This is a genomic window from Sulfuricurvum sp. (assembly GCF_030691015.1).
Lineage (GTDB): Bacteria > Campylobacterota > Campylobacteria > Campylobacterales > Sulfurimonadaceae > Sulfuricurvum.
In genome coordinates, this window is record NZ_JAUYFF010000001.1 from 567,959 (window position 1) to 588,939 (window position 20,981).

Genomic DNA, 20,981 nt, shown 5'->3' on the forward strand with positions numbered 1-20,981 from the left:
TCTATGGCGATCGGTCCTATCGGCAATGCTATCTATGTTAATCAACAAATGGCAACGGTAGCAAGCGAAAAGAATGCCATTTTAAACCGATTTGAATTACAAGCACTTGCTGCGGCTACTGCGTCACAACAAGAGAAACAAGAGATCGAAGAGGTACGTCCCACCGAAGAGAATCAAGGCGTTGATCCTGACCGTGAGCATACCAAAGAACAAGCTGAACAAGAGGAGAGGCGTTTTCCTCACAAAGAGAAAAAAGAGGAGTCCGGAAATCCCGAAAAGCCGCTCCATCTCCTTGATATTAAAGTTTAGTCTGATATGCGGCTCTAGGGTGATTTAACATCTCTCGTATAATAAAATAAATGGTATAATTTCGAAATTTTAAAACCATTGGTTAATCATACTATGCAAACTGCAAAAAATTCAATCCAAGAGCGCATTGTTACTGCCGTCTTTCTTGTCATCGGCGTTTTGATCGTCGGACTTATCAACAACTTTTGGCTTATGTGGAGTGTGATGGGGGTCATTTATCTCCTCGCATTTCACGAAGCGACCCGTTTGTTCGGTATCAACAATAACTCTTTGTATGCCTATGCGGCTATTCTTTGGCTAGCGGCAGCCCTTTATCCCTACGGTGAAGATCTGTTTGTGATTGCCGGATTGATTTTCGCCGCAGCCGTTGCCTATACCCAGAATATCTCTCCTAAGAATTTTCTCCCTTTCATCTATCCGACGGCGGGAATGCTTTTTATGCTCAGCATGTACCAAGAGTACGGGATGGGAGCTATGTTATGGCTCCTTGTTGTCGTCGCATCAGCTGATGTCGGTGCCTATGTGGTAGGGCGCAGTATCGGAAAAACCCCTTTCAGCGTCTCGAGTCCGAGCAAAACTCGCGAAGGTGTCTATGGCGGTATCGCGGTGGCAACAGTTGCCGGCTTTTTTATCGGAATCAGCATCGTTGATATCACCCAAGCGGTTATTATCTCTATGGCTGCGGCTATCGGTGCGGTATTCGGCGATTTGTTTGAGAGTTATCTCAAGCGCCAAGCAGGCGTCAAAGACAGCGGCTCCATCCTTCCCGGGCATGGCGGAGTATTAGATCGAATTGACGGCTATTTGTTTGCCGCAGTCATTATGCTCGTACTCCTTCGAGGTCTTGTTTGATCCTACTGGGCTCCACAGGCTCCATCGGAGTCAACGCCCTCAATATCGCCGAACAGTTTCACCTGAGCGTCGATACTCTCGTTGCAGGACGCAATATCGATCTTCTCAACCAACAAATCCTCAAACACTCTCCTAAACGTATTGTCGTCATGGACGAAGAAGATTGTTCCCGTGTTAATCATCCCCATGTCCGCTCCGGTGAAGCGGCGATTCTTGATGCGATTGAAGAGTCATCCTCGCAGCATGTCGTCAACGCTTTGGTCGGATTCGCAGGGTTTCGCCCCACTCTCAAAGCACTCGAATGCGGTAAAAAACTAGCCCTCGCCAACAAAGAATCTTTGGTTGTCGGCGGTGCGTTTGTCGATACCTCCACTATTATCCCCATCGATTCGGAACATTTCGGACTGTGGTACCTCAATCAAACACCGCGCCCTCTCAGCCGTATGGTCATTACCGCCAGCGGCGGTGCATTTCGGGATTGGGCTCTGGAGCGACTCGCTTCCGCCACCCTTCAAGATGCCCTAAAGCACCCCAACTGGTCGATGGGACAAAAGATAACCATAGACAGTGCCTCTATGGTTAATAAACTCTTTGAACTCCTCGAAGCGCGATGGCTTTTCGGTGAGGGAGAATACGATGCCCTTATCGAAACCAAATCGCTGATTCATGCCCTAATTGATTACAAAGACGGCTCAACAACCGCCCATTTTGCCCACGCCGATATGCGTCTCCCAATCGCCTATGCTCTCATGGGAAAAGTGGATACCCCGATTGTCGATCGAATCGATTTGACTCGTGTAGGTGCCCTCGAATTTCGCTCTATCGAAAAAGAGCGTTATCCGATCTGGGAGATCAAAAACGATCTCCTTCGCAACCCCCAAAAAGGTGTTATTGTTAATGCGGCTAACGAAGCGGCCATTGAACGCTTTATTGCCGGAGAGATCCGATTTATTGATATCTCTACGATGATTTTACGTTCGTATGACTGTTTTACCCAAGCCCCTGAGTCGGTTGAGGCCATTTTTGCACTTGACAAAGAGGTACGTACCTTTGTTCGAGGGCTCTCATGCTAAAAGTTTTGATGCTACACGGCTGGGGCGGAAGCGACGATCCCCACTGGCAAGCATGGCTTTCCGGTGAAATCGTCAAAAACTATGGTACCGTTAGTTTTCCCCTTTTAGATAATCCCCATTTCCCGAGTAAAAACCGTTGGATGAAACAGGTCAAAGCCCTCTTGAGCGATTTTCAACCCGATATCGTTATCTGCCATTCGCTTGCCAATATACTCTGGTTTCATTTATGTAATGAGGGTGAAATTGCCTCTATAAAACGGTTACTTTTAGTCGCGCCTCCTCATTTAACCTGTGAAATCGAAACCCTTAAAACTTTTTTCCCTCTCGAAGCACCTAAAAATCTTTTTGCCGACGAGGTATTGTTGGTCACATCAACCAATGATCCCTATATGAGTATGGAAGAGGCATCTGATCTTCAAAAAGCGCTCGGAGTAGAGATGAAAGTGATTGAGGATGGCGGACATATTAATACTGCGTCTGGTTTCGGAGAATGGCCGTGGGTCAAAGAGTGGTTAGTTCAATGATCCTCAGTATCGAAAGCTCATGCGATGACAGCTCAATCGCTATCACAGAGATTGCTACCAAAAAACTCATCTATCATAAAAAGATTTCCCAAGAACTAGAGCACTCCAAATACGGCGGTGTGGTTCCAGAACTCGCCAGCCGTTTGCACGCACAAGCTCTTCCTGCTATTTTAAGCGAGTGTGCGCCGTGGTTCGACCAACTAAAAGCAATAGCCGTAACCAATGAACCTGGATTAGGTGTCACGCTTATCGAAGGGGTAACGATGGCAAAAGCACTGAGCATTTCCCTCTCTCTCCCCATCTTGCCTATCAATCATCTAAAGGGGCACATCTATTCTCTCTTTATCGAAAAAGAGGCCCTCCTCCCTATTACCGTCTTACTGGTTTCAGGAGGACATACCCAACTCATTGAAGTGGATTCATATTCTCAGATGGAAACAATAGCGACGACAATGGATGACAGTTACGGAGAGAGTTTTGATAAGGTAGCGAAAATGATGGCACTAGGATACCCTGGAGGGCCTCTGATCGAAAAACTCGCCGAAACCGGTGATATGGCTCGATTTACCTTCACCGTTCCTCTATGGCAGTCTCCGTTGATTGCGTTTAGCTATTCAGGATTAAAAAATCAGGTACGTCTGGCCGTAGAGGCGAATGATCCCTCAACCTACCCCGATATCGCTAGCGCATTTCAGAAAACGGCAACCGAACATTTGATTCAAAAGCTCAAAAAATATTTTAAATCCAATCCGCCTAAGCGTTTCGCTATCGTCGGCGGGGCGAGTGCCAACCTCTATCTTCGAGAACGTGTCAGTGAGCTATTACAGCCGTATAAAGCCGCTCTTTTGCTTTCAGAGATGCAATACTGTTCCGATAATGCCGCTATGATCGGACGAGCAGCGATCGAAGCGTACTCCTTAGACGAGGGACGATCTTACTCTGATATTCCGATAAACCCCCGCTGTAAACTGTAACAAACCTTAAACCAAAACATCTCTTCTATAATTCAGAGATAAATTATCCGATTTAAGTACAATTTCCGTACCAAACAAAAAAACAGGAGCTTTAAATGGCAACGACTAAATTCAAAGGTACAGATGTAGAGCTTTTAGGAAACAGTGTAAATGTAGGTGACAAAGCACCTGAAATTACAGTTGTTAACTCAGCAGGTCTTGGCGATGTAAAAGTAGGCGGAGCACAAGGTAAAAAACAACTCATTATCGTTGTTCCTTCACTTGACACAGGTGTATGTGCAACTGAAACACGTAACTTCAATGCAAAAGCTGCTGGTCTTAAAGACGTTATCACTACTATCGTATCACTTGATCTTCCGTTCGCAGCAGGCCGTTTTTGCCAAGCTGAGGGCATCGATAATTTGACAGTATGTTCAGATTTCCGTAACAAAGATTTCGCAAACGCATACGGTGTATTGCTTGGAGGTTCAGTTCTTGCAGGTGTAACATGCCGCGCAATCTTCGCAGTAAACGAAGAAGGAATCGTAACGTACAAAGAGATCGTTCCTGAAATCACAGAAGAGCCGAACTACGACGCTGCTTTAGCTGCCGTAGCGTAATCTCCCCTTCTCTCCCACGGGAGAGAAATCTCTCCCTACTAATCAACGCACTTTTATTTTACTTGCACGTTATCGTGATCAACCCGCCCGCTTTATTCAATGTATAACTGTAATGTCCATCAAGGGTAATGGTAGCACGAGCAAATTGTCCATGATTTCCCAAAGTCACATCAAGGTACGGAGCAGCATTCAGGGCCTTTTTCTCGGATTTAAAAGAAGCGGCATGCTTAAAATCGAGAACAATCCGATTAGGATCACTTAAGACAAAATGACGAACCAGAGCATCAGGTGCTTTTACACTCAGACTCTTCCCTTTTGAATAAAATTGTACAAATCCGAAATTGGCTACAGAAGAATTTTTTGCAGCAACCGTGTGTGCAGATTTCCCCCCTTGTGAAAGGACAAGAGGACGGTGCCAATCGATAGTTTGATCCACCTGTATTTTTCTCTCTTCGATACTTCCATCAAGATTTTGAACACTTAGCGTGACCTCTTTTAATACTCGAGATTGATCAGGAAAAGTGTAGCTAATTGTTCCCATTTGCGGACGTGCATCCGGAATATTTGAGGTCACTTTTTGTTTTTTGGATTCATCGAGGGGGAAAAATGGATTTTCTCGCGCGAAAAGGGGAGAGAGGAGTAAAAACGAGAGGCAAATCGAGTATTTCATAAATCTCCCGTCACTATTGTGAATCAGCATCAAGCTCTTTGAGCTCAAAATACTGTTTTTGCAAAGAGGCATTTTCGGCTTTGAGCCGTTCAATGTCTTCACTCAGATAATCTTGATGTTCTTCAAGTTCAAGAAGAACACTCAACGAATTGTCCCCAAAGAAAATAAAGCCCATATACACACCAACACTCAAAACAACGCTTGCAGCGAGTAAAAACTTCTGGGTCGATAAGCCGAAATAGCGTTCGCTTAGGCTCTCTCCCTCCTCGTGCTCTATCAGGTGTTGATCGTCGTGATGCATTAGTTAAAGAGCGCGCTCCCCAAATACTCGCCGTACATTACTTCCGTTTCAATTTCAAGAAGACGGTTGTATTTGGCGGTACGCTCACCCCGTGCAGTCGAACCGGTTTTGATCTCACCGCAATTTAATGCAACGGCGAAGTCAGCAATAAACGCATCCTCACTCTCACCTGAACGGTGGCTCATAACACATTTGTACCCATTGCGTTGAGCAAGACGAACGGTAAGCATCGTTTCAGAAACTGAACCGATTTGGTTCGGTTTGATCAAAATCGCATTAGCGATCCCTTTTTCAATTCCCTCAGCCAAAATATTGGCGTTTGTTACGAATAAATCGTCCCCAACAAGCTGAACTTTTGAACCTAAACGTTCTGTAAGAACTTTCCATCCGGCCCAATCATCTTCACTTAGTCCGTCTTCGATAGAAACAATAGGGTATTTTGCACAAAGATCGGCATAATAATCAACCAATTGCTCAGAACTAACGGTTCGGTTCTCAGAGTCAAGGCGATACCCTCCCTCAGTGACCAGTTCAGATGCTGCAACGTCTAGAGCAATAGCAATTTGTTCACCCGCTTTGTATCCGGCTGCCGCAATCGCTTCCATAATTACTTGGATCGGTTCTTCGTTAGAGCTCAAATCCGGTGCGAAACCGCCCTCATCGCCGAGTGCTGTATTAGCCCCTCGATCTTTAAGGATTTTTTTGAGGTTGTGATACACTTCAGCCGATGCACGAAGCCCTTCGCTGAAATCGGTAAATCCGATCGGCATAATCATGTACTCTTGGAAATCAACGCTGTTATCCGCATGGCTTCCGCCGTTAATGATATTAAGCATCGGGACGGGAAGAACCATCGCATTGGCACCGCCGAGGTAACGATAAAGAGGAATTCCTAGACTCGTAGCCGCTGCACGTGCAACCGCCATAGAAACACCGAGAACCGCATTAGCGCCAAGGTTACCGTAGTTTTCAGTTCCGTCAAGTTCTTTCATCACCGCATCAACCATTGCTTGGTTAAACGGACTGAGACCCATCACGGCATCAGCAATTTGGCTGTTAACATTCTCAACCGCTTTGAGAACCCCTTTGCCCATATAACGGGCATCACCATCTCGTAATTCGAGGGCCTCGCGCTTACCGGTACTTGCTCCGCTTGGTACGATAGCACTTTCACGGGTTCCATCACTCAACTGCACTGTTGCTTTTACGGTTGGATTTCCACGGGAATCCATTACTTCAATTGCACTTACTTCATCAATAAAAATCATTCATCTACCTCGCTTATATCAGATTCATCCATAGCTATAATGCCCGAAACACCCATAGCCGCTTTAATTTTTTCTTCGACTTTACGAGCCAATTCCGGCTCTTCTTTAAATTTTTGTTTAACGTTTTCACGTCCTTGCCCGAGTTTTGTATCCTCGAAACTGAACCATGCCCCACTTTTATCGATGATATCAAGTTTCACACCATAATCGACGAGTTCACCCTCTTTCGAGATACCCTCACCGAACATAATATCAAATTCTGCTTGACGAAACGGCGGTGCTACCTTATTTTTAATAACTTTGGCTTTTACGCGATTACCGATTTGGCTCTCCCCTTGTTTGAGGGTAGCAATTTTACGGACATCGATACGAACCGATGCGTAGAATTTTAGCGCATTTCCGCCGGTAGTCGTCTCCGGTGAACCATATCCCATCGTTCCGATTTTCATACGGATTTGGTTGATAAAGATAATCGTACAGTTCATTTTATGCATGATACCGGTGAGTTTACGAAGTGCTTTTGACATCAAGCGTGCTTGAACGCCTACTTGCTGATCGTTCATCTCCCCCTCGATCTCTACTTTCGGAGTCAATGCCGCAACCGAGTCGATAACGATCAAATCTACCGCTCCGCTTCGGACGATCGTTTCAACGATGTCGAGTGCTTGCTCACCGTAATCGGGTTGCGAAACCAAAAGATTCTCGACATCGACACCGAGATTTTTAGCGTATCCGATATCAAGGGCGTGTTCCGCATCGATAAACGCACAAATACCGCCGTTTTTTTGACATTCAGCAGTAATTTGAAGACTGAGGGTTGTTTTCCCCGAACTCTCAGGCCCATAGATTTCGATAACGCGACCTTCGGGTATTCCTCCTATTCCAAGGGCTAAGTCCAGACCAATAGAACCTGTACTGATGGAATTAATAGGTTCAATCTCTTTGTCCCCAAGACGCATCAACGTCCCTTTTCCGAACGTTTTATCGATTTGCTTCATCGCAAGTTCAAGCGATTTAAGTTTATTTGGATCCATCATGCTGTGCTCTCCTGAGACTAATATGTTTTAAAATTACGTCATAATATGACAATTTGAAATATATTTTTAAAATATGGCAAATTGCAATATTAATAATTCGCATTCTGGAATAGAGATATTTTAGCGTTATTTGGTTAAAATTTAATTGATATGCAGTTCTGAACAGGATTTTAAGTGAAAAAAATGGTGATAGCCCACTCCCCCGATGCCGATGATATTTTTATGTACTATGCCATTAAATTCGGTTGGGTTGGAAAAGAGAATATCCAGTTCGACAATATAGCCCTCGACATAGAGACCCTCAACACCGAAGCCCTCAAAGGAACCTATGACATTACCGCGATCAGTTTCGGTCTTTACCCCCACATTAGAGCAGATTATGCCCTTTTGCGTACAGCGGTAAGTTTTGGACAAGGATACGGCCCAAAGTTGATCCGCAAAAAAGAGACCGTTCTTAAAAAAAGGTTCAAAGTAGCTCTCAGCGGGAAATATACGACCAATGCGCTCCTCTTTCGTATCGCCTATCCCGATGCCAAAATCGTTTATATGAATTTTTTAGAGATAGAACAAGCCGTTTTAGACGGTACCGTTGATGCGGGTGTTTTGATCCATGAATCTATCTTAGGGTATAACGATTCTTTAGAGGTTGAGCGTGAGATGTGGGATATTTGGTGTGAGCTAAGCGGAGGAGATCTCCCTTTGCCGCTGGGCGGTATGGCGATTCGCCGCTCACTCCCACTTACTTCGGCGATCGAATATGAAAACCTTTTAACTAAAGCGGTTCAGATAGCGCGGGATCATAAAGAGAACCTCTCCAAAATGTTAATGGAGCGTAATCTTGTCCGCATCGACGGTGAGACATTGGAGAAATATCTCGAACTTTACGCGAACGATGAATCGATTACTTTGAATGAAACGCAATACAAAGCGATTGAACTTTTATTTGATCTTGGTTACAAACACGGCTTTTTTGACGCGGCCATCGACCCGAGAGAGTTTATGATTCCTCTCGAATACACTGAATTGAGGTACTCATAAATGATGCAGTCTGAATTGATCGGACTAGGGATCGAGACATTTAAAATTGCTCTTATTCTATCATTGCCCGCACTTCTAGTAGGAATGTTTCTGGGGCTTGCAGTCAGTATCTTTCAAGCGACAACCCAAATCAACGAGATGACCCTCAGCTTTATTCCGAAAATCATCGGAATTGTCATCGTCATTATCCTCACCATGCCGTGGATGATGAATGAGATGCAGGATTTTACGATCCGAATGTTTAACTTGATCCCTACTTTTATGCAGTAATAGTATGAACGTTAAGCGCATTGATTTTTCAAAATTCAGTTCTATCCGCATCGGTCCTGTAGTAGAGGTCGCTTTAATCGAAAATGACGTTGTCCCTGAGGGATGTTTTATCGTCGGTGCCGCCAACAATGTCCTAATCTCCCCTGCACCGCCGCCGCTCATGATCCTCTCCAAAGAGTATGACTTTATCCGTCTCGAAGAAGACGGCCTCCATATCGGTGCCGCCACGCCGGGGGGACGTGTAGTCTCCTTTTGCAAAAAGAATGATATCGCCCATTTCGAATATCTCTCGAAACTTCCCGGCACCCTCGGTGGGATGCTGAAGATGAATGCGGGGCTCAAAGAGTTTGAGATTTTTAACCACCTCATTGCCATCCGAACGATGAGCGGCTGGAAACAAAAAAACGAGATTGAGTACGGCTACCGAAAAACGTCGATTGATGAAGTAGTTTTTGAAGCCGTATTTGAAGCAGAAAAAGGGTACTCGCTAGAACGGTACGATATGTTTAATCAGATGCGTTCCAATCAACCCCATGATCCGAGTGCCGGAAGCTGTTTTAAAAATCCTCCGGGTGATTATGCAGGGCGTCTCATTGAAGCGGTTGGCTTAAAAGGTAAGCGTATCGGAGCGATGACCTTTAGTGACGTCCATGCCAATTTTCTTGTTAATACGGGTGGCGGAACCTATGCCGATGCGTTAAACCTTATAAATGAAGCCCAGACACGAGTAAAAAATGAATTCAATATAGAATTACACTGTGAGATTGTCCTTATTGATCAAAACATTATGACGACAAAATAATCATTTGCATTGACTTTAGTCGTCACAATTCGATAAAATGACGATGAAACTAAATAATGAAAAGGATTTAATCATACATGACTGTTAGTTATATCCGTCCCGACAAAGACTTTGACGGTGTCTATGAGCAGCTTAAATTGATCAACGGTTATGCCGATCAAAAAGAGATTACCATCCATGAAGAGATGGTGGATCAAACCTCTCAAAACAAACGGCTTATTGACCGTCACGAAGTAGTACGATTTTTTCGTTCCCTAGATGGTGACACCTTGATCGTTTACGACACATGGACATTGAGTAGCTGTATTGAAGATGTAGTCCAAATGTTCAGCTGCCTTCTTAAAAATAATAATACAATCCATTTTGTTAAACCGGGCGTTATAATTGACCGGAAAAGTGATACAATGGTCGTTCTAGGTCTTATTGATCAGCTCCGTCAAGTATTACAAGATGATGCAAAAAAAGGGATTGGACGTCCACGAGGCTCCAAATCATCCTCTAAATTTGATATTCACTTGGAAAAAATTATTGACTTATTGAAGAAAAGAAAAAGCGTAAGCGAGATTGCTCGTGTTTTAGGGGTGAGCCGAAGCTCCCTGAAAGACTATATAGAATCACGCGAACTCAAAGAAGTGGTGAGTGGTATAATCGGCATCGGAGATGATGCCGATGCGGAAGCAACGGTGATCGGCACCATTCGATGTCCGGTCGATGAATCAAGTATGAGGGAGAATGTATGAGTAATGAATCAACCCCGAGCGGGAAAGAGTATTTGTCGGGGTGGACTCCTTGGCGTATTAAGCGGTATTGGTTTTATGGGTTGGTAACCCTTTTTGCATTAGCCGTGCCATGGATTACTATAGAAGGAAATCACCTTTTCTTGCTTAGTTTTGATAAACTGAAGCTCCATTTGATGTTTATCCAATTCGATATGCAAGAACTTTATTTGATGCCGTTCTTACTGATGATTCTATTCATCGGTGTCTTCGGAATCACCGTATTGGGCGGGCGGGTTTTCTGCGGATGGATGTGCCCTCAGACTATTTTCCGCGTCGTCTATCGTGATTTGATCGAAACAAAACTTTTGGGACTTCGCAAACGGATCAAAAATAAACAGCAAGAGCCCGATTACTCTAAGTTTGAAAACAAGCTCAAACGTCTGGTAGGAATTTTACTGTGGACCGGTTTAGCGTTTATTGCAGCTGCGGATTTGATGTGGTATTTCGTACCGCCGGAAGATTTCTTTGCCTATATTCAAAATCCGATGGAACATACGGTATTGATGGGGACGGTTATCGGGATTGTTCTCTTTTTGGTCTATGACGTTATTTTCTTGCAAGAGAATTTCTGTGTCTACGTCTGCCCGTATTCACGTATCCAATCTGTTTTGTATGACGATGATACCGTTATGGCGATTTATAACCCGAATCGCGGCGGAGATATCTATAACGAGCATAAAGAGAAAATGTTTATCAAACAAAATGATCTTCTTTCAGTTAATCCTAAAGCAGAGTGTACGACCTGTGAGAGCTGTGTCACGGTATGTCCGACCCATATCGATATTCGTAAAGGACTTCAGCTAGAGTGTATCAACTGTCTAGAATGTGTCGATGCGTGTACCGAGGTTATGGGTAAACTTGGCAAGCCGAGTCTTGTTGAATGGTCAAGTGAAAAAGAGACCCTTTACATGAAAGGTAAAACACACTATCTCCGTCCAAAAATTTTGGGCTACATAGCGATCTTGATCATCGTCAGTGTCATTTTAGGTATGATGGGAAGCAAAAAAGAGTATATGCTCCTTAACATCAATAAAGAGAACCGTTTATACTCAATTCATGAGAATGATGAGGGAAAAGTACAAGTTGAAAATGCCTATACGTTCTTGTTACAAAATACCCTGAACGAAGACCATGAGTATTATTTCGACATTGTTGCCCCTGCAGGAATGGAAGGTAAAATCAAAATTGATCAGCCTGAAAAACCGTTCAAAGTAAAACCGGGTGTTGTCAAGAAAAAAGTCGTTGTTCTTTATACCGATGAGATGTTGGTGAATGATGATCGTAAAGATACCGTTATCCCGATTACCATCAATGCGTATGCCGTAGATGCAAAAGATAAAGTGGCGGTAACCCGTCAATCCACCTTTACTTTCCCTCGTTCGGATATGCTTAAATAATTCTCCTTCAAGAGGGGAATTACCCCCTCTTTCTCTGCCTCATTCTTCTTTTATAGTACAATACCTTCAATGAAAAAAATAGCAATTATCGGCGGCGGTGCAAGCGGTTTAATGGCAGCCCTATTTGCGGCACGCTCTGGAGCAAATGTCACTATTTATGAACATAACAGTAGCGTGGGCAAAAAGATATTAGCATCGGGCAATGGGCGGTGCAATATCATCAACACCACCGCCTCGTCTGAGGATTACGCTGGGAATGATCCTCAATTCGTCACTTACGCCCTTAAACAGCTCAATTTTGCCTATTTCGAAAAATTCTGCCACTCCATCGGACTCCTATTGGATATCAAAGAGGATGGGCGATGTTATCCCCTCTCCAATGAAGCAAAATCTGTATTGATCGCCCTCAAAAGTGCCATCAGCGAAGCAGGAGTTAAAATCATCACCGAGTCCAAAGTAACCGCGATTACTAAAAACGATTCCCTTTTCAACGTCCAAACCGATCAAGACAAACAAAGCTATAACAACGTTTTAATCGCTACGGGCTCACAAGCGGCTCCGCAACTCGGTGCAACGGCAGATGGCTACAGCTTCGCCCGTGCATTCGGACATGAGGTACTCCCCACCTATCCGAGCCTTGTACAGCTCCATCTAAACTCCAGAAACCACCCTAAAATGGCGGGGGTTAAAACGACAGCCGAAGTAACCCTCATTATTGACGGCAAACCAAAAGAAAAAGTCCAAGGGGATATTTTGTTTGCCGCGTACGGTATTTCAGGTCTGGCTATCCTCGATATCAGCCAGAAGGCTTCCTATGCCCTCCATAACAAACAACGCGTTAGTGTAGCGCTCAATCTCCTCCCGCGCTATGATAGAGCCACCCTTGCAAATGTGATTGAAAAATTGTTCGCTTCCGTGCCAAAACACGACGTCCATACCGCTCTTTGTGGCCTACTCCCCGCTAAAATCATCACCTACCTCCTCGAAGATGCCGCCATAGTACTCTCCACAACCGTATCCTCCCTAAATCCCAAAGAGATCAAAAAAATCGCCCACTTGATCGGTGAATGGAAGTTTGAGGTGACCGATACCCATGGTTTCAAACATGCCGAAGTTAGCGGAGGCGGTGTCTCTACGGCACAAGTGAATAGCAAAACAATGGAATCAAAGTTGGTCGAAGGGCTTTATTTTGCAGGAGAAGTTTTGGATATAGTAGGACGCCGAGGGGGATATAATTTTAACTTTGCGTGGGCCAGCGGTATGATTGCAGGGAAAGAGATGGGGAAGTAAGCGCGCAAGCGCTACTTACTTTTTAGCGCCGTAACGTTTACGATCACTTGGATCTAACCAACGTTTACGGATACGGATACTAACCGGTGTAACTTCGAGAAGTTCATCGTCTTCGATCCACTCTAATGCACGCTCAAGGTTCATATCACGTGGTGGAACGAGTTTAATCGCTTCGTCTGCTCCAGAAGAACGGACGTTCGATTGTGCTTTACCTTTGATCGGGTTAACGTCAAGGTCGTTTGAACGACTGTGCTCACCGATGATCATACCTTTGTACACTTTCGTTTGAGGCGCTGTGAAAAGGACACCGCGATCTTGGAGGTTGAACAATGAGTACGCTAACGCAACACCGTCTTCCATAGAGATCAACGCTCCGTATTGACGGCTCTCAACATTTCCTGTGTAAGGACGGAATTCCAAGAATGAGTGATTCATTACACCCTCACCTTTGGTATCGGTCAAGAACTGACCACGGAAACCGATCAAACCACGTGCAGGGATTTCGAACTCTACGCGAGTAAAGCCCTCACCCATCGGTACCATTGCTTTCATTTCCGCTTTACGACGACCGAGACGCTCGATGATCGTACCTGCATTGTCTGCCGGAAGGTCAACAACAAGATGCTCGAACGGTTCACATTTGACCCCTTCGATCTCTTTTACGATAACTTCAGGACGTCCGATACCGAACTCGAAACCTTCACGACGCATGTTTTCTGCAAGAATCGTGATTTGAAGCTCACCACGACCGGAAACGATAAATTTACCTTCTCCGACGGTTTCGTAACGCATTGCTACGTTGGTGTTCATTTCAGAATCAAGACGCTCACGGATTTTGTTCGCCGTAACGTGTTTACCCTCTTGACCTGCAAGGGGAGAGTCATTAACCGAGAAAACAACGGTCAAGGTAGGCTCTTCGATGTGCATCGGATCAAGTGGCATAGGATTTTGTGGATCACAGATAGTATCCCCAACATCTACCGTTTCGATACCGGCAACAGCAACGATATCACCCGCTTCTGCTTCTTGGATCTCCATACGGTTAAGACCCATGAATCCGATAAGTTTAGAAATTTTCCCTTTGACCATTTCGCCATCGGCTTTTGCAAGGAGAATGTTATCCCCTTTTGCAATTTTACCGTTGAAGATACGGGCGATACCGATTTTACCAACATAATTATCGTAGTCCAATGTGAAAACTTGTAATTGTGTTGGGTTCTCAGGATCACCAGTAGGCTCAGGCACTTTTTCTAGGATAGTGTTGAACAAGCAAGTGAAGTCACCATCAGGGTCAGACATATTGAGTTTCGCCATACCATCACGAGCTGCTGCATAGATGATTGGGAAATCGAGTTGATCTTCCGTCGCGTCCATTGCTACGAAAAGGTCAAATACTTCGTCGACTACGCGCTCAGGATCAGCGGATGGTTTATCGATTTTGTTGATAACAACGATTGGCTTGAGTCCAAGAGCCAACATTTTTTTAACAACAAATTTAGTTTGAGGCATAACACCCTCATATGCATCAACAAGGATCAAAGCCCCGTCAACCATTTTCAATACACGCTCAACTTCTCCACCGAAATCGGCGTGGCCCGGAGTGTCGATAACGTTAATTTTATGATCGCCAAAGCGAATCGCTGTATTTTTAGAAAGAATGGTAATCCCGCGCTCTTTTTCAAGGGCGTTAGAGTCCATAGCTCTTTCATTCACTTGCTCGTGGCTTCCATATGTACCAGATTGCTTAAGCAACCCGTCAACTAAAGTCGTTTTACCGTGGTCAACGTGTGCGATTACGGCGATGTTACGAATTTTTTGCATTGCTGTCCTTTGATAGGGCAAAGATTTTCGCGGATTATATCGCAAGTAAGGTTAAGGAAATGTTAAGCAGTTTAAAGAGTGTTACCGTTTGATTACTTTTTTTAAGTGGAATATTTTTTGCTTTACTTAACTACTTTAACAAAAGAGCGGATATAGTGTACGCTCGCACAAGGATCGCCTATGATCATTCAGAATAAAGAGACCCAGACGAAAACGTCGCTCGCCGATTTATTAGGGGGGAATTCAAAAAATTCTTCATCCTCGAAATCGAATGACATGTTTTCCAAGCTTTTGAGCTCATTCGGGATGCAGACCAAGGGGGATGAGGGGAAGATTGTAAAATCGAATGATTTCAAAGCGATAATCGATCCTAAAAACAACTCCGTCAAAAATGGTGACAGTAAGGCATCTCAGCTCAAAGAGCTCCAATCCCTATTAACAGGCGGTGACGAGAAAGCATCGTCACTTGTCTCTAATGAGTTACTCAATAATTTATCCAACGATCAGGTTCGTTCTCTCATCAATCGGGCAAAAGAGTATCTTAAAAATGAGATTACGGCTAAAAACCCTGAATATCAGGTCGATCCGAAGTCGTTGCCGAAAACATTGGCCGGACTCGTAAAATTGGCTGAAAAAATGGATCTTGACCCTCAATCGATCACCCTTTCTACCTTAGTGAACGATACAGAGGAGAAAGCTTCGTTTCCCACCGAATTACTCACAAAACCGCTGTTGGATACCAAAGCGCTTGCCGCTCTTCCCGCAACGATTCGGGAAGAGTCACCTTTTGAGGCCATTACTCAGCTCTTAAGTGACCTAAAAGGGAAAGAGCAAAAAAACTCTACCACAGCCTCTTCAGAGCTTTCTACCAATTCGGTTTCTGAGAAATCACAAGAGCAGCCCCTAAAAGCGCTCCTGCAAAATCTCGATAAACGTGAGACGTCGGTTACTACCTCGTCTGATGCACTCCATTCAGATAAAACATCTACCGTAACGGCGTCGACAGGGATGAAGTCCGACGCACTGACAACCCTTTTACACGGAGGTAATGAGACCAAGGAGGGTGATAAAGAATCATCAACCTCTCTTAAAATCGAGGGAGAAGGGGCTAAAGCTTCCCACACGCTCAAAGCCGATTCCCTAGAAGTAAAATCGAAAGAGGCCTCACAAAGTATGCGCCTTTTTGCTAGTGATCTCAAAGAGGCGGTACAAGAGTACAAGCCCCCTTTCACACGTCTCACTATGAAACTCAATCCCGAAAAGCTCGGTGAAGTTGAAGTGACACTTATACAGCGCGGCAACAATGTCCACGTCAATATTCAATCGAGTACAAACAGTATCGCCTTTTTAGCACACAATGCCACTGAGCTCAAAGCACAGCTCGCCTCTCAGGGGATCACCAATGCTACGATGAACTTTATGTCCGGAGGCGAAGGACAAAATGGCCAACAAGGGTTTCAACAGCAACAAGAACATCAACAAAACCGTTTCCGTGCCTATGAGTCGTTCGAAGAACTCGAACTAAATGAAGAGCAGATTTCAGCTCTTGAAATCGTAATCCCGAATTACGCGTAATCCAAGGAGGATATTATGGCTATTAATGCTTATGGCGCTTACACAGCAGATGCCGCTTACACAGGTGCAACTACGGCTGCGACGAACGTAGATAAAAGTGTTTTAGGAAAAGACGACTTCCTTAAATTGTTGCTCTTGGAACTCAAATACCAAGACCCGACCGCTCCGATGGACAGTGAGAAAATTTTAACACAAACGTCACAGCTTGCGACATTAGAGGCAAATGAAAATACCAATAAAGCACTTGAAACGTTGGCAACATCCCTCAACGCCTCCTTACAATATACCGGAATTTCTGCCATCGGTAAAATTGCCGATACGGGAAGTAACGGCATTGTTCGAGAAAAGGGTGAAGATGTTGACTTTGAACTCTACTTTCCGGACAATGTAACCACCGGGAAGATCAATATTTTAGATAAGGACGGGAAAACATTAAAAACCATGAATGTTGGTGCTACTGAATCGGGTGTATCAAAATATACATGGGATGGAACGAATTCCGGAGGGGAGAGTGTTGATGCAGGAATCTATTATATTGAAGCAACGTATACGAAAGCCGACAATACTACTGCAACCACACGTGTCGGACTCTATCCGATCGAAGCGATCAAATTTGACAGCGGAACCACCTATGCCAAACTCGGATCAAACTATGTTGACTTCAGTACGATCAAAGAAGTGACAGGCAAATAAGGAAACTATCGTGAATCAGGCCTATTTTTCGGGAATATCGGGTGTTATGACCCATCAATACGGATTGGATGTCGTCGCCGATAACCTTGCCAATGTCAATACCGTCGGATTCAAAGGCTCAACCGCTGAATTTACCGATCTTTTTTCCAATATGCTGGTAAGTGCGGGTGCTTCTACCCCGACAACCAATGATATCGGTATCGGTTCCCGTCTTCAATCGACAACAACGCAGATGCAAAACGGAACACTCCTCTCAAGCGATCGTTTTAATGACCTTGCAATCAGCGGAAACGGCTGGTTCGGTGTCGTATCGGGAAACAACTCTTACTATACACGTGCCGGAAATTTTGTCTTTGATGAGTATCAAAAGACAGCCGGTGATCCCAATTCATCGGTTGCACGACTCACCACTACCGATGGTAAATACGTAACGGGGACAATGCTGAGCAATTTTGCCTACAACGGATCTTTTGATTACGGCGATTTCGATTTAAACGGAGTAACCGGCGCTTATGTCGTGAATGATCCAACCGATGATGTAGCTCTTGGATCGGTAGATTCCCAAGGGATACTGGAATTCCCAACCCGTATTGCTTATCCCGTTGAGCCGACAACACAAGCGCAGTTTTTCGGTAACCTCGGAACCGATAACGCTACGCGTACGATTAGTGCTGACGTTGTCAGTGCCAATAATGAGCGGAACCGCTTAAGCCTCTCCTTTACTCTAAGTGCCGTTCAGCCCTTAGATCAAGTGGCATGGGATGTCGTCGCTACCGTTACCTCAAATGACGGAAGCACCGTTTACGATACGAAAAACGGTCAAGCCATTTTCAACGGAACAGGGGGGCTGAGCAGTTTTAATATTGCCTCTATGGACAATGACGGCACCCCTGTTGCTCTTGATTTGGGCAGCGGTTTTGACGGCGTTATCTCTATCGACGGCACTACTATCACCGGAACATCTCGATCTAACGGGGTATCCGGGGGAACATTAACCAAGTATGGTATTAATTCCAACGGCGTTATCGTTGCCGATTTTTCCAATGGACGCCAAAGTGCTATCGGGAGAATTGCTGTTTACCACTTTCAAAACGATCAAGGACTTAACCGCAGTGGAGACAATACATTTGAATCTTCTGCTGATAGTGGCGAGCCTATTTTTTGGACCAATCAAAACGGGGAAGCGGTCACTGGGTCGTTAGTGTACAGCGGAAAACTCGAAAATTCCAATGTAAGACTCGACGTAGGGCTTACCGATATGATCATTATGCAGCGTGCGTATCAGGCCAATGCCAAGTGTATCACTACCGGAGATGAATTAATCCAAAAAGCGTTGCAAATGCATGGCCGATAGTCATTTTTGGAATAATTTTTGCTTTTAAATTTTACTTTGTCATAAAGGACATATTATGTTACGATCACTTTTCGCAGGGGTTACCGGTTTGCAATCGCATCAGGTTGCAATGGACGTTGAATCTAACAATATTGCTAACGTAAACACGATCGGATATAAATATTCGCGTGCAAACTTCTCTGATTTGTTAGCCCAAACCAACCAGATCGCGACTGCTCCACAGGGGCAAATCGGGGGTAAAAATGCCGTTCAAATCGGTCTTGGAACAACCGTCAGCTCGGTTACCCGTATCCACTCTCAAGGGTCAATCCAAAATACCGATAAAAATACCGACGTCGCGATTCAGGGTGATGGTTTTTTCATCGTCAGTTCCGATGGGGGAAATACCTATAAGTATAGCCGTTCGGGGGATTTTAAATTTGACGCGGCAGGAAATTTTGTCGATAACAACGGATTTATCGTGCAAGGATGGGTACGCGATGAGACTACCGGTCTTGTTGATGCTACCGCACCGATCGCTAATATCCAAATCCCGCCGGGGTTAACGACTCCGGCACAATCAACTACGGAAGTAGTGATCAAAGCAAACCTCAGTTCAGGGGATCAAGTAGAACAATTCAAACCAATCTATAATCTTGATACTAATAGTCTTAACACAACCGGTGTCGATGGCTTAGCCAACACTGCGGATGATGATCGCCCTGAATTTTTTAACGTTTTATTTGATGCCAGCGGAAATGCGTTGAATCTCCAAACCGGTCAAGGGATGTGGACGAGCTATCAGCCCTCAACCTACAGCGATACAATCGCCGCACCTGCTGCCGGTGCTTTAGCATTTGACGTGAACGGGGTTTCCATGTCATTGGTATTCGCCGGGACAGAAACGGCATCTCAAGCGACCAGTATGATAGCCGCCAAAATCAATGCCAATACTGCAACGACCGGTGTGAGTGCGGCACCAGATCCTTCAAATCCGGCTATTTTGATCCTTACTAATGATAATACACGTGGGACAACCTCCGCCAGTAAAAACATTAGCTTGGTTGTAACTTCGGATGTAGCAGCGACTGGTTTTACCAGTGGAAGCGATATCACCGCATTTCAATATTCTTTTGTTAGTGCAGGAGCCACCCCTATAGGTGAAACCACTGCAACCGGCGCTATACGTCAATTCACATCAACGGAAGATTTACGGGCTCAAATGCAGCATGATGCCCGTCTTATAGGAGATGATCACGGAGATAATGATAACGTCTTAACAGAATCTGCTATTACTGTCGAAATTAATGCAAAAGGGCAATTCGAGATCAAAAATCCCGGTAGTGCCGGAGTCGATGAATACGATCTTCGTCTCGCCGTGACCGGATTAACCTCAGCAGGGGTCACTGAAAACACTCGATTTACCCAAAACTTTCAAACACTCTCAGGGACATTGACCACCGGTTCAAGCATCTCACGATTGAGCCAATCGTTTAATGCCGCTACTCACTCGGCGAGTATTGATGTGTTCGACTCCCTTGGAACCAAACACACCCTTCGCCTCGATTTCCGTAAAACGGCTCTCAACTCCAGCGGAGGAACCGAGTGGGTTTATGAAGTTAGTGTCCCATCACCCGGTGATATCGGCGGAACAATCAATAAAAATGAACTCACGAATCTAGATGCCGGACGTATCAGTTTTACCAATACCGGAGCACTAGCCCTCGCAACGATTCCAAGTCTCACCTATACCGCCAATAACGGTTCGGCTCCGAATCAAACCATCGATTTGAATTTCGGTACGATCAACTCATTTGACGGTATGACCAGTTTTGATAATCCATCAGGAACCAGCGGTATCAGCCAAGACGGTTATCCCGGAGGGGATCTCGTCGGTATCCGAATCGACCAAAGCGGTACGTTAGTAGGATCTTTCTCTAACGGGCGTTCTTTCGGTTTGGCACAAATCGGGATGGCAAAATTTTCGAATAACGAGGGGTTAGTGAGCGATGGCGGAAATGTTTATCTCCAATCGGCCAACTCAGGCGATCCGATCATCGGTACGGCGGCAACGGCAGGGCGCGGCTTTATGCAATCCTCTGCGCTTGAAGCTTCCAACGTCGATTTGTCTAAATCACTGACACAATTGATCATTATCCAGCGCGGATATCAAGCCAACGGTAAAACAATTACCACTTCTGATACACTTCTCGAAACCCTCATCGGACTCAAACGTTAACGCACTTATGCGTTAGCGACCAATTCTTTTTGACAATAATATATTTTAGTAGGATAATTTTCCGGCGAGAAGGATGAACGCCGGAACTTTGAACTTTGAAACTTAAGGAGTGAGTGATGAATGAGAAAACGTTACCC

21 protein-coding genes are annotated in these 20,981 nt (G+C 44.8%); 16 read left to right on the forward strand and 5 right to left on the reverse strand.

Features of this window, described 5'->3' with window-relative positions:
• Positions 1 to 3: 3 nt before the first annotated feature.
• The 6 genes from Q8O20_RS03080 (at position 4) to tpx (ending at position 4,331) form a co-directional block, all read left to right on the forward strand.
• Positions 4 to 309, forward strand: coding sequence for a hypothetical protein (locus Q8O20_RS03080; protein WP_305529932.1), 306 nt, complete (start codon positions 4 to 6; stop codon positions 307 to 309).
• A 93-nt stretch (positions 310 to 402) separates the two neighbouring features.
• Positions 403 to 1,161, forward strand: coding sequence for a phosphatidate cytidylyltransferase (locus Q8O20_RS03085; RefSeq protein ID WP_305529933.1), 759 nt, complete (start codon positions 403 to 405; stop codon positions 1,159 to 1,161).
• Entirely contained in the window at positions 1,158 to 2,234 is a 1,077-nt protein-coding gene (gene dxr, locus Q8O20_RS03090; protein WP_305529934.1) for a 1-deoxy-D-xylulose-5-phosphate reductoisomerase, read from the forward strand. The genes Q8O20_RS03085 and dxr overlap by 4 nt, the downstream gene beginning before the upstream one ends.
• Positions 2,228 to 2,758: an alpha/beta hydrolase gene (locus Q8O20_RS03095; protein ID WP_305529935.1), complete on the forward strand. Its 531-nt coding sequence runs from the start codon at positions 2,228 to 2,230 to the stop codon at positions 2,756 to 2,758. The genes dxr and Q8O20_RS03095 overlap by 7 nt, the downstream gene beginning before the upstream one ends.
• Entirely contained in the window at positions 2,755 to 3,732 is a 978-nt protein-coding gene (gene tsaD, locus Q8O20_RS03100; RefSeq protein WP_305529936.1) for a tRNA (adenosine(37)-N6)-threonylcarbamoyltransferase complex transferase subunit TsaD, read from the forward strand. Before Q8O20_RS03095 ends, tsaD begins: the two co-directional genes overlap by 4 nt.
• A 95-nt stretch (positions 3,733 to 3,827) precedes the next feature.
• Entirely contained in the window at positions 3,828 to 4,331 is a 504-nt protein-coding gene (tpx, locus tag Q8O20_RS03105) for a thiol peroxidase (protein WP_305529937.1), read from the forward strand.
• Positions 4,332 to 4,389: 58 nt separating this feature from the next.
• Here tpx and Q8O20_RS03110 read toward each other — a convergent pair whose 3' ends face one another.
• From Q8O20_RS03110 to recA, 4 genes are read right to left on the reverse strand one after another with little or no spacing between them, the layout of a single operon-like run.
• Positions 4,390 to 5,001: an AMIN domain-containing protein gene (locus Q8O20_RS03110; protein WP_305529938.1), complete on the reverse strand. Its 612-nt coding sequence runs from the start codon at positions 4,999 to 5,001 to the stop codon at positions 4,390 to 4,392.
• Positions 5,002 to 5,014: 13 nt separating this feature from the next.
• Positions 5,015 to 5,302 carry a hypothetical protein gene (locus Q8O20_RS03115; protein WP_304742428.1) on the reverse strand — a complete coding sequence of 96 codons (288 nt, stop codon included), beginning with the start codon at positions 5,300 to 5,302 and terminating at the stop codon, positions 5,015 to 5,017.
• Positions 5,302 to 6,570: a phosphopyruvate hydratase gene (eno, locus tag Q8O20_RS03120; RefSeq protein WP_304742426.1), complete on the reverse strand. Its 1,269-nt coding sequence runs from the start codon at positions 6,568 to 6,570 to the stop codon at positions 5,302 to 5,304. Before eno ends, Q8O20_RS03115 begins: the two co-directional genes overlap by 1 nt.
• Entirely contained in the window at positions 6,567 to 7,604 is a 1,038-nt protein-coding gene (gene recA, locus Q8O20_RS03125) for a recombinase RecA (RefSeq protein ID WP_304742500.1), read from the reverse strand. Before recA ends, eno begins: the two co-directional genes overlap by 4 nt.
• A 186-nt stretch (positions 7,605 to 7,790) precedes the next feature.
• Between recA and Q8O20_RS03130 the strand changes: the two genes are divergently transcribed.
• The 6 genes from Q8O20_RS03130 (at position 7,791) to Q8O20_RS03155 (ending at position 13,183) form a co-directional block, all read left to right on the forward strand.
• Complete coding sequence (locus tag Q8O20_RS03130) at positions 7,791 to 8,645, forward strand: menaquinone biosynthesis family protein (protein ID WP_371131545.1); 855 nt, start codon at positions 7,791 to 7,793, stop codon at positions 8,643 to 8,645.
• A gap of 3 nt (positions 8,646 to 8,648) precedes the next feature.
• Complete coding sequence (gene fliQ / locus Q8O20_RS03135) at positions 8,649 to 8,915, forward strand: flagellar biosynthesis protein FliQ (protein ID WP_295011030.1); 267 nt, start codon at positions 8,649 to 8,651, stop codon at positions 8,913 to 8,915.
• A 4-nt stretch (positions 8,916 to 8,919) separates the two neighbouring features.
• Positions 8,920 to 9,717, forward strand: coding sequence for a UDP-N-acetylmuramate dehydrogenase (locus tag Q8O20_RS03140; RefSeq protein WP_305529940.1), 798 nt, complete (start codon positions 8,920 to 8,922; stop codon positions 9,715 to 9,717).
• Between the two features lie 77 nt (positions 9,718 to 9,794).
• Positions 9,795 to 10,457 (forward strand): hypothetical protein, encoded by a 663-nt coding sequence (locus Q8O20_RS03145; RefSeq protein WP_304740140.1) that lies wholly within the window; start codon positions 9,795 to 9,797, stop codon positions 10,455 to 10,457.
• Positions 10,454 to 11,893 carry a cytochrome c oxidase accessory protein CcoG gene (ccoG, locus tag Q8O20_RS03150; protein WP_305529941.1) on the forward strand — a complete coding sequence of 480 codons (1,440 nt, stop codon included), beginning with the start codon at positions 10,454 to 10,456 and terminating at the stop codon, positions 11,891 to 11,893. Before Q8O20_RS03145 ends, ccoG begins: the two co-directional genes overlap by 4 nt.
• A 60-nt stretch (positions 11,894 to 11,953) precedes the next feature.
• Positions 11,954 to 13,183, forward strand: a complete 1,230-nt coding sequence (locus tag Q8O20_RS03155; RefSeq protein WP_305530029.1) for an NAD(P)/FAD-dependent oxidoreductase — start codon at positions 11,954 to 11,956, stop codon at positions 13,181 to 13,183.
• A 15-nt stretch (positions 13,184 to 13,198) separates the two neighbouring features.
• Here the strand turns inward: Q8O20_RS03155 and typA are convergent, their stop codons facing one another.
• Positions 13,199 to 15,004 (reverse strand): translational GTPase TypA, encoded by a 1,806-nt coding sequence (gene typA / locus Q8O20_RS03160; protein ID WP_305529942.1) that lies wholly within the window; start codon positions 15,002 to 15,004, stop codon positions 13,199 to 13,201.
• 180 nt (positions 15,005 to 15,184) lie between these two features.
• Here typA and Q8O20_RS03165 point away from each other — a divergent pair, with 180 nt between their 5' ends.
• From Q8O20_RS03165 to flgE, 4 genes are read left to right on the forward strand one after another with little or no spacing between them, the layout of a single operon-like run.
• Positions 15,185 to 16,579, forward strand: coding sequence for a flagellar hook-length control protein FliK (locus Q8O20_RS03165; protein WP_305529943.1), 1,395 nt, complete (start codon positions 15,185 to 15,187; stop codon positions 16,577 to 16,579).
• Between the two features lie 15 nt (positions 16,580 to 16,594).
• Positions 16,595 to 17,272 carry a flagellar hook capping FlgD N-terminal domain-containing protein gene (locus Q8O20_RS03170; protein WP_304740130.1) on the forward strand — a complete coding sequence of 226 codons (678 nt, stop codon included), beginning with the start codon at positions 16,595 to 16,597 and terminating at the stop codon, positions 17,270 to 17,272.
• A gap of 10 nt (positions 17,273 to 17,282) precedes the next feature.
• On the forward strand, positions 17,283 to 18,626 hold the full coding sequence (locus Q8O20_RS03175; RefSeq protein ID WP_305529944.1) for a flagellar hook-basal body complex protein: 1,344 nt from the start codon (positions 17,283 to 17,285) through the stop codon (positions 18,624 to 18,626).
• Positions 18,627 to 18,681: 55 nt separating this feature from the next.
• On the forward strand, positions 18,682 to 20,844 hold the full coding sequence (gene flgE, locus Q8O20_RS03180) for a flagellar hook protein FlgE (RefSeq protein ID WP_305529945.1): 2,163 nt from the start codon (positions 18,682 to 18,684) through the stop codon (positions 20,842 to 20,844).
• Positions 20,845 to 20,981: the final 137 nt, after the last annotated feature.